11 protein-coding genes are annotated in these 13,220 nt (G+C 67.0%); 5 read left to right on the forward strand and 6 right to left on the reverse strand.

What is annotated here, in order from left to right; genetic code table 11:
* Positions 1-74 precede the first annotated feature (74 nt).
* The 4 genes from H507_RS15045 to H507_RS0105735 all read left to right on the forward strand — a co-directional run bounded on the left by H507_RS15045 (position 75) and on the right by H507_RS0105735 (position 5,699).
* Positions 75-1,307, forward strand: a complete 1,233-nt coding sequence (locus H507_RS15045) for a zinc ribbon domain-containing protein (RefSeq protein ID WP_022909766.1) — start codon at positions 75-77, stop codon at positions 1,305-1,307.
* On the forward strand, positions 1,304-2,197 hold the full coding sequence (locus H507_RS18070) for a hypothetical protein (RefSeq protein WP_022909767.1): 894 nt from the start codon (positions 1,304-1,306) through the stop codon (positions 2,195-2,197). The genes H507_RS15045 and H507_RS18070 overlap by 4 nt, the downstream gene beginning before the upstream one ends.
* A 137-nt stretch (positions 2,198-2,334) precedes the next feature.
* On the forward strand, positions 2,335-4,428 hold the full coding sequence (gene uvrB, locus H507_RS0105730; protein WP_022909768.1) for an excinuclease ABC subunit UvrB: 2,094 nt from the start codon (positions 2,335-2,337) through the stop codon (positions 4,426-4,428).
* A 272-nt stretch (positions 4,429-4,700) separates the two neighbouring features.
* Positions 4,701-5,699, forward strand: coding sequence for a TerC family protein (locus H507_RS0105735; protein ID WP_022909769.1), 999 nt, complete (start codon positions 4,701-4,703; stop codon positions 5,697-5,699).
* A gap of 78 nt (positions 5,700-5,777) precedes the next feature.
* On the opposite strand, the gene H507_RS0105740 is transcribed toward H507_RS0105735, so the two are convergent.
* The 3 genes from H507_RS0105740 to H507_RS15055 all read right to left on the reverse strand — a co-directional run bounded on the left by H507_RS0105740 (position 5,778) and on the right by H507_RS15055 (position 8,289).
* A complete protein-coding gene (locus tag H507_RS0105740) occupies positions 5,778-6,755 on the reverse strand; it encodes an aldo/keto reductase (protein WP_022909770.1) in 978 nt (325 codons plus the stop codon).
* 64 nt (positions 6,756-6,819) lie between these two features.
* Complete coding sequence (locus H507_RS0105745) at positions 6,820-7,518, reverse strand: MBL fold metallo-hydrolase (RefSeq protein ID WP_022909771.1); 699 nt, start codon at positions 7,516-7,518, stop codon at positions 6,820-6,822.
* 24 nt (positions 7,519-7,542) lie between these two features.
* Positions 7,543-8,289 (reverse strand): maleylpyruvate isomerase family mycothiol-dependent enzyme, encoded by a 747-nt coding sequence (locus tag H507_RS15055; RefSeq protein ID WP_084707636.1) that lies wholly within the window; start codon positions 8,287-8,289, stop codon positions 7,543-7,545.
* A gap of 112 nt (positions 8,290-8,401) precedes the next feature.
* On the opposite strand from H507_RS15055, the gene uvrA reads away from it, so the two are divergent.
* A complete protein-coding gene (uvrA, locus tag H507_RS15060) occupies positions 8,402-11,467 on the forward strand; it encodes an excinuclease ABC subunit UvrA (protein WP_245558853.1) in 3,066 nt (1,021 codons plus the stop codon).
* An 89-nt stretch (positions 11,468-11,556) separates the two neighbouring features.
* On the opposite strand, the gene H507_RS17645 is transcribed toward uvrA, so the two are convergent.
* From H507_RS17645 to H507_RS0105770, 3 genes are all read right to left on the reverse strand, one after another.
* Positions 11,557-12,030, reverse strand: a complete 474-nt coding sequence (locus H507_RS17645) for a Rieske (2Fe-2S) protein (RefSeq protein WP_022909774.1) — start codon at positions 12,028-12,030, stop codon at positions 11,557-11,559.
* Positions 12,031-12,094: 64 nt separating this feature from the next.
* Positions 12,095-12,841 carry a histidine phosphatase family protein gene (locus tag H507_RS15070; protein ID WP_022909775.1) on the reverse strand — a complete coding sequence of 249 codons (747 nt, stop codon included), beginning with the start codon at positions 12,839-12,841 and terminating at the stop codon, positions 12,095-12,097.
* 52 nt (positions 12,842-12,893) lie between these two features.
* Positions 12,894-13,214, reverse strand: a complete 321-nt coding sequence (locus H507_RS0105770; protein WP_022909776.1) for a putative quinol monooxygenase — start codon at positions 13,212-13,214, stop codon at positions 12,894-12,896.
* Between the last annotated feature and the right edge of the window lie 6 nt (positions 13,215-13,220).

The following is a 13,220-nucleotide window of genomic DNA, read 5'->3' on the forward strand; positions in this document are numbered from 1 at the left end:
TAACCCTCCGATGGGATTGACTGGACCCGTCACGCGCCTGCTCGGCGCAGTCCCCCCACTCCAAGGAGCGACCTGTGAGCTGCCCACGCTGCGGCACCGAACTGCCGGAGGCTGGACATTTCTGCCACGCCTGCGGTCACGACCTCTCGGCGGGCGACGGCGCCCGTCGCTCCTTCGCGGCCAAACCCGACGAGCCGGTGCGTTCCTTCCGGCTGGTCTCGTCGATCATGCCGAAGGGTGCCGCCGAACGTCCCCGCACGTACCAGATCGCCTTTGGGGTGTCCTTCGTGGTCGCCGTGGTCGCCGCCCTGCTGGGTGCGCTTCCCGTGGCCATCCTCGTGGCGGCCCTGGCCATCCCCCTGATCTACATCGTCTACCTCTACGACGTGAACCTCTGGGAGGACGAACCCTTGCCGGTCACCGGTCTGGCGTTCGGACTCACGTTCGCGCTGGCGGCCCTGTTCACGGTGGGGTGGACGACGCTGCGAGGTCCCCTGGTGAGTGCGCGCGCGTTCGACGCGGCAGCCACCCCGACGATGGCGGGGGTGCTGATCACCGCCTTGCTGGTGCCGGTCGTGGGTGAACTCATTCGGCAGGTGGGTCCAGTGGTGCTGGCGGCTCGACCGGAGTTCGACGACCTGATGGACGGTCTCACCTTCGGGGTCATCTCGGGCGTGGCGTTCGCCACGGCCGACACCCTGGTCAAGCACTGGGACCTGCTGGGGCAGGGCTTCCACGCGCCCGGACAGAGCGCAGCCACCTGGGTGGCGCTGCTGGTGCTCGAGGGCTTCATCAAGCCGCTGGTGATCGGGACCGCTTCGGGCATCGCATGCGCAGAGTTCTCGGGACTGGGGAAGGGCTATGACGGCTTCACGGTGCGCTACCTGTTGGCAGTGCTCGAGGCCGTCGCCTGGAACGCTCTCTACTTCGGTGGCACCTATCTGCTGAGCTTCGTGAGCCCTGTCTGGCTCGGTCTGGTTCTGTCCGTGGTGCTCGGGGGCGTGCTGCTCGGCGCACTGCTGATCAGGATCAGGGGAGTGCTGCAGACCGGTCTGGTCGAGGCAGCGCTCGAGGCCACCGCCCGTCATGGGGCCGGCGGCGTCGGTGTCGAGGGCGACCTCACCCATTGCGCCTCCTGCGAGATGCCGCTGCTCGGCGGGGCCGCGTTCTGCTCGAACTGTGGACTGGCACAGAAGTCCACGGTCAAGGGACGCCTGCACCCGCAACGCGCCGTGTTGGCAGGTGCAGGTCCAGCGCCCACCGCCCCCGATGATGCCCGCAACGATGATCTGGAGGCCCGCTCATGAGCAGCCCGAACCAGCAGGGGCAGTCGCCTCAGTCGTGGGGCCAGCAGCCCGGTCAGCCCTATGGTCAGCAGCCCGGACAGCCCTACGGTCAGCAGCCCGGACAGCCCTATGGTCAGCAGCCCGGACAGCCCTACGGCCAGGGCTTCACCGGATTCGGGGGTGCCCAACCCCCGCGACCAGGGCGTCGTCGTCCCGTGCTGGTGATGGTCGCCATCGGCATCGCGCTGGTCGTGGTGCTCGGAGTCGTGATCGGGCTGGTGGGGTCCAGGGGCAAGGCGGGGCCTGAACCGACCGCGCCCATCTCGGTGTCGACGCCCACGGCCCCGGAACCGAGCGACGAGCCCAGCCAGGAACCCTCCTCGAGCGCCTCGGCCGACACCTCCGGCGGCCCCAGCTCCAGCTCATCCGCCGAACCGACCGAAGAGCCGGGGACCAGCGACGAACTGGCCTTCCGCCACAACATCCGGGCATCCGTCCCCCAGGGATGGAAGGTGGTCAAGCACGACACCAGCAAGGACTTCTACGTGCTGCAGGCCGCGGACGGGTCGGCGCTGCTGCTGCAGACCTACACCCCGGGCGGGAAGGACGCTGCGGCAGAGGTCAAGGCGTACCTCGACCGTCAGGCGGAGAGCCTGCAGGACGCCAAGGCGGGCCAGGTCAAGGTGCACGAGGTCGACCCTGCCCTGTCCGTGGCCGAAGGGGCCTTGGCCGGTGTCGACGTCAGTTCGGGCGGGTCGGACACAGTCGTGATCGACACCGTGGTGTCGGTGCGCAAGGCCGATGACGCGGCCTTCGCCGCAACCCTCGTGGGCGGGAGCGTCGATGACGTCAAGGCCAACAGCGATGACTTCTCAAAGGTCGTCAACCAGGTCCTCTCGTCCATGGTCTGAGGACGGGGCGTGAGGGGTGTGGACTGGGATGCAGCTCATGATCCTGTGAGCTCCTGATGGTCAGGATGGGCCGGCTTCCGCGGTGAGCGGAGGCCGGCCCATCAGTTTTGTCAGGGCTGCTGTCTACGCTGGTTCCCATGCGTCCCAAGGAGAAGTTGCAGCGTCGAGTCGCGCCGTTCACGATGCAGGCCGACTTCGAGCCGTCCGGTGACCAGCCAGCGGCCATCGCCGAACTCGAACGCCGTATCCGCGCAGGCGAGAACGATGTCGTGCTGCTCGGGGCGACGGGCACGGGCAAGACAGCGACGGTGGCCTGGCTCGCCGAGCGGTTGCAGCGTCCCGTGCTGGTGATGCAACCCAACAAGACGCTGGCCGCCCAGTTCGCCAATGAACTGAGGCAGTTCTTCCCCGACAATGCGGTGGAGTACTTCGTCTCGTACTACGACTACTACCAGCCCGAGGCCTACGTACCCCAGACGGACACCTACATCGAGAAGGACTCCTCGCTCAACGAGGAGGTCGAGAGGCTCCGCCACCAGGCGACCCACTCGTTGTTCACCCGACGCGACTGCATCGTGGTCGCCACCGTGTCAGCCATCTACGGTCTGGGCACCCCCGAGGAGTACCTCGACCGGGCCATCCAGTTGCAGGTGGGCGACGAGTGGGACCGTGACGCCCTGCTGCGGGCGCTGGTGGGCATCCAGTACGCGCGCAACGACCTGGCAGGCACCCGCGGGACGTTCCGGGTGAAGGGAGACACCCTCGAGGTGTTCCCGATGTGGGAGGAGCTGGCCTGGCGGGTGGAGTTCTTCGGCGACGAGATCGAGGCACTCTCGACGCTCAATCCGCTCACCGGAGAGGTGGTGACCGACGACGACGTGCTCGCCATCTTCCCCGCGACCCACTACTCCGCCGGTCCCGAGCGGATGGAGCGGGCCATCTCGAAGATCGAGGTGGAGCTCGAACAGCGCCTGGCCCAGCTCGAGAAGCAGGACAAGCTGCTCGAGGCCCAGCGGCTGCGCATGCGCACCAGCTACGACATCGAGATGATGCGCCAGATCGGAACCTGTTCGGGCATCGAGAACTACTCCCGCCACATCGACGGACGCGAGGCAGGCTCGGCCCCCAGCTGCCTGCTCGACTACTTCCCCGAGGACTTCCTGCTGGTGGTCGACGAGTCGCACGTCACCGTTCCCCAGATCGGGGGCATGTTCGAGGGCGACATGTCTCGCAAGCGCACCCTGGTGGAGCACGGCTTCCGGCTGCCGAGCGCCATGGACAACCGTCCCCTCAAGTTCGAGGAGTTCGTCGACCGGATCGGGCAGACGGTCTACCTGTCGGCCACCCCGGGCAAGTACGAGTTGGCACGGTCGAACGGTTTCGTCGAGCAGATCATCCGCCCGACCGGACTGGTCGACCCCGAAGTGGTGGTCAAGCCCACCAAGGGGCAGATCGACGACCTGATGGGCGAGATCCGTGGCCGGGTCGAGAAGAACGAGCGGGTGCTGGTGACCACCCTGACCAAGAAGATGGCCGAGGACCTGACCGACTACCTGATGGAGAACGGAGTCCGCACCCGCTACCTGCACTCGGAGGTCGACACGCTGCGACGCATCGAGTTGCTGCGCGAACTGCGCATGGGCGAGTACGACGTGTTGGTCGGCATCAACCTTCTGCGAGAAGGGCTCGACCTGCCCGAGGTGAGCCTGGTGGCCATCCTCGACGCCGACAAGGAGGGCTTCCTGCGCTCGGATCGTTCCCTCATCCAGACCATCGGACGAGCCGCCCGCAACGTGGCCGGCCAGGTTCACATGTACGCCGACAAGATCACACCCTCGATGGAGTCCGCGATCGAGGAGACCAACCGACGACGTGCCATCCAGCAGGCCTACAACGCCGAGCACGGCATCGACCCGCAACCCCTGCGCAAGAAGATCGCCGACATCACCGACATGCTCGCCCGGGAGGACGCCGACACCGAGAAGCTCGTCGACCAGGCGAGGGGGGGACGGCCCAACCGGGGACGGTCGCCGGTGCCGGCGGTCTCGCCCACCCGCCAGCTCGACACCGCGGGCATGGCGGCCAGCGAACTGGCAGACCTGGTGCAGGACCTCACCTCGCAGATGCACACCGCGGCAGCCGAACTGCAGTTCGAGGTGGCCGCTCGCCTGCGAGACGAGATCTCGGACCTCAAGAAGGAACTGCGCCAGCTGATCGAGGCCAACCGCTGACCCTTGCCAACTGTTGCGGTGGACACTGCGGCGATGCGTCCGCGCTTGTCATGAGGGCATTGCGTTGGTGCTGCCTCGGCGGGATCGCAGCCGAGCGCTGGTCGGCCACGGTGAAGGTGACACAATGGTCGGCGGAGGGGAGTACTCCATTGCGCAGGGTCGTCAACACGGACGAGATCCCGGTCCTGTCGCCCGCCTGACGCTGCTGGCGCCATCGGGTGGAAGAGACCTCCAGCCCTGATTCATGCTCAACTCTCCGTGAAGGGTGCTGGATGAACGTCCACATGTACACCTGGGCCATCACCATCGTGGTGATGGTCGCCGTTCTCGCCATCGACGTGCTGGTCATCGGTCGCCGACCGCACGTCCCGTCCTTCAAGGAATGCCTGCTGGCCGTCCTGCTCTTCGTCGGTCTGGCGGTGATCTTCGGCATCGGCGTCACTGTGTTCAGCGGGGCAGCCTACGGAAAGCAGTTCTTCGCCGGGTGGTTGACCGAGTACAGCCTGTCGATAGACAACCTGTTCATCTTCCTGATCATCATGGCCAAGATGCGGGTGCCCAAGCACCTCCAACAGTTCGCGCTGCTGATCGGCATCATCCTGGCGTTGGTCTTCCGCGGCATCTTCATCGCAATGGGCGCGGCCATCATCTCCGCCGCAGCATGGGTTTTCTTCATCTTCGGCGCGTTCCTGCTCTACACGGCGGTCGACCTGGTGAAGGACTTCATCGAGAAGGACACCGAGGAGGAGGCGACCGACAACTTCCTGCTGCGATGGGTCAAGCGTCGTTTCCGTTCCACCGAGGACTTCCACGGCACCCGCATGACCATCATCGACCGCGGCAAGCGCGTGATGACACCCATGCTGATCGTGATCATCGCGCTGGGTTCCACGGACCTGCTGTTCGCCCTCGATTCGATCCCCGCCATCTACGGGCTCACCCAGGAGCCCTACCTGGTGTTCACCGCCAATGTGTTCGCGCTGATGGGCCTGCGCCAGCTGTACTTCCTGTTGGGCGACGTGCTGCAGAGGCTGGTGTACCTGCCGATCGGCCTGTCGGTGATCCTGGCGTTCATCGGTGTGAAGCTCGTGCTGCACGCCATGCACCACTACCACTTCGACGAGAAGCTCGGCTTCTCCCTCGACTTCTCTATCGAGTTGTCGCTCGGGGTGATCGTGGTGACGCTGTTGGTGACCACCGTGGCGAGCCTGCTCAAGTCGAGGTCGGAGCGGACCGCCGAAGTTCCCGAGTCGGTCGACTCGCCGCTGTGAGCGAGCTCGCACCACAACCACCGACGATCGCCGCCACCCCCCAGGGGTGACGGCGATCGTCGTGTGTGCCGGGTGGGATCACCAGGCGTAGGCCTCGGGGGCAGTCCCTCCAGGTCCGGGGAAGATCTCGTCGAGGCGAGCCAGGGCAGCCTCGTCCAGATCGATCGACAGCGAAGCGATGGCACCCTCGAGCTGGTCCATGGTGCGGGGTCCCACGATCGGACCGGTCACCACGGGGTTCGCCAACAGCCAGGCCAACGCCACCTCTCCGGGCTTCTCGCCGCGGTCGGCGCAGAAGCTCTCCCACTGTTCGAGCTGGGGCCGGAGCTTCTCGATCCGCTTCTGCATGCCCTCCTCGGTGCGGCGACCCTCAGCCGCGCCGGCGAGCACGCCACCCAACAGACCGCCAGCGAGCGGGGACCACGGGATGACCCCGAGGCCGTAGTGCTCGGCGGCGGGGATCACCTCAAGCTCGATGGTGCGGTCGGCCAGGTTGTACAGCGACTGCTCGCTGACCAGGCCGAGGGTGTGGCGGGCCTTGGCTGCCTCGTTCGCCGCGGCGATGTGCCAGCCGGCGAAGTTCGACGAGCCGACGTAGAGGATCTTGCCCTGGGAGACCAAGGTGTCCATCGCCTGCCAGAGCTCCTCCCACGGAGTGGCGCGGTCGATGTGGTGCATCTGGTAGAGGTCGATGTGGTCGGTCTGCAGGCGGCGCAGTGAGTCGTCCACGTTCTTGCGGATGCTCGCTGCCGACAGCTTGCCGTGGTTGGGCCACGGGGTCATGTCGCCGTAGACCTTGGTGGCCAGCACCACCTTGTCGCGGTTGCCGGACTTGGTGAGCCAGTCGCCCACGATCTCTTCGGTGTGGCCGCGGTTGTCGGCGCCGCCGTACACGTTGGCTGAGTCGAAGAAGTTGATGCCGGCGTCAATGGCGCGCGACATGATGGCGTGGGAATCGTCGGGAGTGGTGCGGGGGCCGAAGTTCATCGTGCCGAGCACGATGCGGGACACCTTGAGTCCCGTGCGGCCGAGTTGGGTGAAGGTCATCTCTGACATGTGTTCCACCCTAGGGAGACTGCCGCGGCCGGTGTGCGCACGGTGATCACATGCTCAGTGGGGTTCACCACCCGCGAACACGCCACCCCGTCAGGTGCGGTCGCTCCGCACCGAGGGTGGTGGCGTCGCCGTGACCGGGATGGACGACGGTCTCGTCCGGCAGCACGTCGAAGATCTTGGCCTCGAGGTCGTCCATCAGAGAGCTGAAGTCATCCGGCCTGGCGGTCTTCCCGGGACCTCCGGGGAAGAGGCTGTCGCCGGTGAACAGGCTCGGCGGGCCGTCCTGGGGCTGCCACAGCAGGGCGATCGAGCCTGGGGTGTGGCCCACCAGTCCGATCACCTCCAGGTGTCCCTCGTGCAGCGCGACGCGGTCACCAGTCCACAACCCCCGCTGCTCCACACCCGTGGCCTCGGCGATGGACGCGGCGTCCGGGGTCCCACAGAAGCAGGTGGCACCGGTGTCCTCGACCACCTCTGCGATCGCCTTGATGTGATCGTGGTGGCGATGGGTGGTGACCAGGTGGTGCAGGGCCCGCTGCCCCAGCGCCGACAGCAGTCGGTGGGCATCGTTCGCCGCGTCGACCAGGACCACCGACCCCTGCGTCGGCACCAGCAGATAGGCGTTGTTGTCCATCGGGCCCACCGACAACTTGTGGCAGGTGACCCCTCCGCCGAGGTCGAAGCTGGTGTGCCCGCCGGGTTCGACGTGGTGGGCCCGTTCCGTGCGGTCCGGCTGGTGACCGGGTTCGATGGGTTGGCTCATGGTGAATCCTCTCCGTAGGGGTGGTCAGCCGAGCAGGGGGAGCATGACGCCCCCGGTGCCTTGGACGGTGTCACCATGGCTGCGGCCGGTCAACCACCCGAGCAGTGCCTGGTCCGAGCCGTGCACCTCGCTCCGGTCACCGACCCCGCCGAGGGCGGCCTCCAGGCCGGAGGTGGACGACAGGTGCAGCGGGGGCAGGTCATCGCGTCCCTCCAGCCGCAGCAGGGTCCACTCGACCAGCCAGCGAGCGACGGGTTGGGGAACGTGGTCGGGGGTGAAACCGACGTTCAGGTCGATGTGGTGCAGCACCACCTCGTTGAGTCGGGCCAGGGGAAGCAGGACCACCGGGATGCGGAACCCCGCACGCAGTTCGATCATGGTGTCGGGGTCGAGCCCCTCGATCTGGTCGAACACCCGGTTGAGATTGCCGGCCGAGGTGTCCAGGTCGATCTGCAGGTCGAGGCCCGTACGCTGCGAGCCGCGCTCGATGTCGCTCTGACGGTCAGCCTCGGAGGAGTACATGCGCTGGGGGCGTCCCTTGATGAGGGCGTCGAGACTGTGCACGAATCCGTCGGCGTTGCGGGCCACGTGGGTGGCCACGTGGGCGCGGGTCCACCCGGGCAGCAGACTGGGCTCCTGCCATTCCCGGTCGGAGAGCCGGATGGTCTCGCCCAACAGGCGTTGTGTCATCTCCAGCTTGCGGGAGCGCACCTCGTGCAGGCTGCCACCGATGGACCACCCATGCGGGTGTGGCGCGGTCATCGGGCTCATGTCGCCAACCTAACGAACCCGGGCGCTGTGCGAAAACGGTGGACGAAAACTGTCAGGGGCGAGGTCTAGGCTTCCCGATGTGAATGATCGCCTAGTCGTCCGCGGTGCCCGCATGCACAACCTGAGGAACGTGTCGCTCGACCTCCCGCGCGACTCCCTCATCGTGTTCACCGGGCTGTCGGGGTCGGGCAAGTCGTCTCTCGCCTTCGACACCATCTTCGCCGAGGGTCAACGCCGCTACGTCGAGAGCCTGTCGGCCTATGCCCGCCAGTTCCTGGGGCAGATGGACAAGCCCGACGTCGACTTCATCGAGGGTCTGTCCCCAGCGGTCTCGATCGATCAGAAGTCCACCAGTCGCAATCCGCGTTCGACCGTGGGCACCATCACCGAGGTGTCGGACTACCTGCGCCTGCTCTACGCCCGCATCGGCATCCCCCACTGCCCGGTCTGTGGCGAGGAGATCAGCCGGCAGAGCCCGCAGCAGATCGTGGACCGGCTCCTCAACCTGGACGAGGGCACCCGCCTGCAGGTGCTGGCACCCGCCGTGCGCGGACGCAAGGGCGAGCACGTGGAGTTGTTCAGGCAGTTCTCCACCCAGGGCTTCTCGAGGGTGCGCGTCGACGGCGAGATGCACCAGCTGACCAACCCCCCGGTCCTCGACAAGCAGAAGAAGCACGACATCGACGTGGTGGTCGACCGCATCGCGATCAAGGCCAGCGCCAAACAGCGCCTCACCGACTCGATCGAGACGGCGCTGGGGTTGGCGAACGGTGTGGTCGGCATCGACTTCGTCGACCGTTCACCCCACGACCCCGACCGTGAGCGGCGCTACTCCGAGAAGTTGGCCTGCCCCAACCAGCACGACATCAGCATCGAGGAACTCGAACCCCGTCAGTTCTCGTTCAACGGCCCGTGGGGTGCCTGCCCCACCTGCACCGGACTGGGCACGTCCATGGAGGTCGATCCCGAGCTGGTGGTACCCGACAGCAGCCTGAGCCTGGCCGGGGGAGCGATCGCGCCGTGGGCCAACCCCCAGGTCGCCGCGCACTTCGAGCACGTCTACGAATCCCTCGCGGAGAAGGAGGGTTTCTCGGTCACCACACCGTGGGAGGAGCTCCCGGCGCCCGCCCGGAAGGTACTGCTGCACGGCGTGGGCGACCCCGTGGTGGTCAGGTACAAGAACCGTTTCGGACGGGTGCGGTCCTTCACCCAGAAGTTCGAGGGGGTGCTCCACTACGTCAAGCGCAGGCACGCGGAGTCTGAGACCGACACCGCCCGCGAGCGTTGGGGCGAGTACATGCGCGAGATTCCCTGCTCCACCTGCGGTGGTGCCAGGTTGAAGCCGTCGAGCCTCGCGGTCACCGTGGGCGGACGCAACATCGCGCAGGTGAGTGAGCTCTCCATCGGTGAGGCCAGCGAGTTCCTCGCCGAGATCCGGTTGAGCGACCGTGACCGCCAGATCGCCGAGCGTGTGCTGAAGGAGATCCAGGAGCGGCTGAGGTTCCTGCTCGACGTCGGCCTGGACTACCTGACGTTGTCGCGTTCGTCGGGCTCCCTGTCCGGCGGCGAGGCTCAGCGCATTCGCCTCGCCACGCAGATCGGCTCCGGTCTGGTCGGGGTGCTCTACGTTCTCGACGAACCGTCGATCGGGTTGCACCAGCGCGACAACCGCCGGCTGATCGAGACCCTCGTGCGGCTGAGGGATCTGGGCAACACCTTGATCGTGGTGGAGCACGACGAGGACACCATCAGGGTTGCTGACTGGGCCGTCGACATCGGTCCCGGTGCCGGTGAGCACGGCGGCAAGGTCGTCCACTCCGGTACGGTGGCCGATCTGTTGAGCAACGAGGAGTCGCTGACCGGCGCCTACCTCTCGGGTCGCCGCGAGATCCCGCTGCCTGCCCAGCGACGTCCGCTCACGGGTCGCACCCTGGTCGTCAACGGCGCCACCGAGAACAACCTGCGCAACGTCACCGTCGAGTTCCCGTTGGGGCAACTGATCGCGGTCACCGGGGTCTCGGGCTCGGGCAAGTCGTCGTTGGTCAACGGCATCCTCTACAAGGCTCTGGCGCGCCGGATCTACGGGGCCAAGGCCGCGCCCGGTCGCCACAAGGGCATCACCGGTATGGATCAGCTCGACAAGGTCATCCACGTCGACCAGTCGCCCATCGGACGAACGCCACGCTCCAACCCGGCCACCTACACCGGTGTCTTCGACAAGATCCGCGGACTGTTCGCCCAGACCCCTGAGGCGAAGGTGCGTGGCTACCAGCAGGGTCGGTTCAGCTTCAACGTGAAGGGTGGACGCTGCGAGAACTGCATGGGCGACGGCACCATCAAGATCGAGATGAACTTCCTCCCCGACGTCTACGTCCCCTGCGAGGTCTGCCACGGTGCGCGGTACAACCGCGAGACCCTGGAGGTGCACTACAAGGGGAAGACGATCGCGGAGGTGCTCGACCTGCCCATCGAGGAGGCCGCCGACTTCTTCGAGGCGATCCCGGCCATCTCCAGGCACCTCAAGACCCTCGTCGAGGTCGGTCTGGGCTATGTGCGGCTCGGTCAGCCTGCCACCACGTTGTCCGGAGGTGAGGCGCAGCGCGTGAAGTTGTCGGCGGAGCTGCAGAAGCGGTCGACGGGCCGCACCCTCTACGTCCTGGATGAACCCACCACGGGCCTGCACTTCGAGGACATCCGCAAGCTGCTGGGTGTGCTCGGCAAGCTGGTGGACGGAGGCAACACGGTGCTCGTGATCGAGCACAACCTCGACGTCATCAAGACAGCCGACTGGCTGATCGACATGGGTCCCCAGGGCGGGTCCCGTGGCGGGGAGGTCGTGGTCGAGGGGACCCCCGAGACGGTCGCCCAGCACGAGACCTCGGCGACCGGTGAGTTCCTGCGGGAGATCCTGCACGGCCGCCACGTGCCGGTGGGGGACGCGGAACCGACGCTCATCGATGCTGAACCACCGACGGCCAAGACGGCGCGGAAGACTGCGGCTCGCAAGAGTTCGAGCCGCGCCACCAGCAAGCAGCCGGCCCCCGCGAGGGCAGCCGCCACCAAGCCAGCCGCCACGAAGGGCACGGCAGCGAGGTCCTCAGGCAGCAAGGCCTCCGCGGGCTCCGGCGGGGCTGCATCCCGGACCTCTGGTCGGGGAGGCTCAGCAGCAGCGAGCTGACACGTCGGGAGGACAGTTGGCCCAGTCCCGTTCGGATCGGTCCCGCTCAGCCCCGTCCCGTTCAGCCCAGTTCGGTTCAGCCAGTCCGTTCAGCCCAGTGTGATCTGGTCGCCGTTGTCGGTGAATGGCTCGCTTGCGAGTGGCTGTGTCGCAGGGCCTCGTACGACGGAGCCATCGGTGATGGAGAACCTCGAACCGTGGCAGTTGCACGCGATCTGCCCGCCTTCGACGGCGGTGACGGGGCAGCCCTGATGGGTGCAGATCGAGGTGAACGCCTTGAAGTCCCCCCGAGTCGGTTGGGTGACGACGATCTGGGCATCGGTGAGGATGATCCCGCCGCCGACCGGAATGCTCGACTTGGGGATGTTCTTGCCACCCTGGACCGTGCCCCCCGAACTGGTGGCCAGCGACTTGGTGGGCTCACTCGACGCCCGGGTTGGACGGCCCGAGGCGTCGGTGGAGGAGGCACCCGGGGTCGGGGCGGCGGTGTCGGTGCCGCACGCGGCGAGACCGCACGCGGTACAGGTGGCTGCGGCGACCAGTCCGCGTCGTGTCAGTTCCATCCGAGCCTCCGGGTTCGTGCGCTGCGGTGCGGGTGCCATCACGCTACACACCCGCCGAAACTGCTCAGCCGCTGAACGCGGGAGGGAATCGGTGGTGGGTCCGTGAGACCTGGTGCTCGAGTCCGGCGAGGTGGTCGATCCGGTTGATCCAGTCCACCTCGACCTGCTCGTCGCCGACGAGTTCGAGCAGGCTCACGGAGGTGTTGTCGAGACGGAACCAGAGGGGTAGGTGGGCGGCATCCGCGGCGGGATCCTGGGCCAACTCCCGCACGGGTTCGGGGTGCAACAGCGCACTCATCAGCACGGAGCCGATCGCGCCGTGGATCACGAGGGCCACGCATGACTCGTCCGTCGCGCGCAGCCAGTCGACGAGGGCCAGGGCGCGCTGGCAGACCTGCTGCGCCGACTCCACCTCGGCCCGGTACCACCCGTCCTCGTCCACTCCCGGCGGCAGCACGACCTCATGGGCGAGGCCGCTCAGCACCGACCCCGGTGACCCCGCGCCTGCCACCCTGTCGAGGTAGGCACCCTCGAAGACACCGCCACTCTCGAACAGGTCGCGATGGGGTTCCACGGGTACCCCCAAGGCATGCGCCAGCGGTGCCGCCGTCTCGATGGTGCGCCTCATCAGAGACGTGTGGATGCGCTCGGGGTGCGGGCCGTGGTCGACGATCCACCTGCCGACGGCCTCCGCCTGTCGTCTGCCCAGGTCGGTGAGAGCAGGGTCGGCCACGCGGCCGTCCTCCCCCAGAGAGGCCTCCATGGCGACATTGTTGGCGGACTGTCCGTGACGAATGATGAGGAGCTGCACGAACCCAGCCTAGGAGTTCACGGCCCTCGCTCGCCGCGCCGGGTCGGGCAGCTCAGTCCACCTGGAGCTCACCCATCGGGCCCCAACCCGAGCCCTCGACCTGGCGGCTGATGATGCGGGGAGTGCTGGCGAGTGCCGGGCGCATGTCGTCCATGGCCTGCTTGAAGTGCTCGGAGTTGACGTGCGGAGCTGCGCCGTCGTCGGTGAATCCCTCCACCAACACGAACGTGTCCGGCTCCTCGGCGCTGCGACTCCACTCGAAGAACAGGTTGCCGGGCTCACGTCGGGTGGCCCGGGTGAACGAGTCGACCCGGTCGAGCCAGTCATCGCTGTGCTCGGGCTTGACGGTGAACTTCACCACGATCAGATACACGACAGC

Origin of the sequence: Aestuariimicrobium kwangyangense DSM 21549, assembly GCF_000421525.1 — a bacterium.
GTDB lineage: Bacteria > Actinomycetota > Actinomycetes > Propionibacteriales > Propionibacteriaceae > Aestuariimicrobium > Aestuariimicrobium kwangyangense.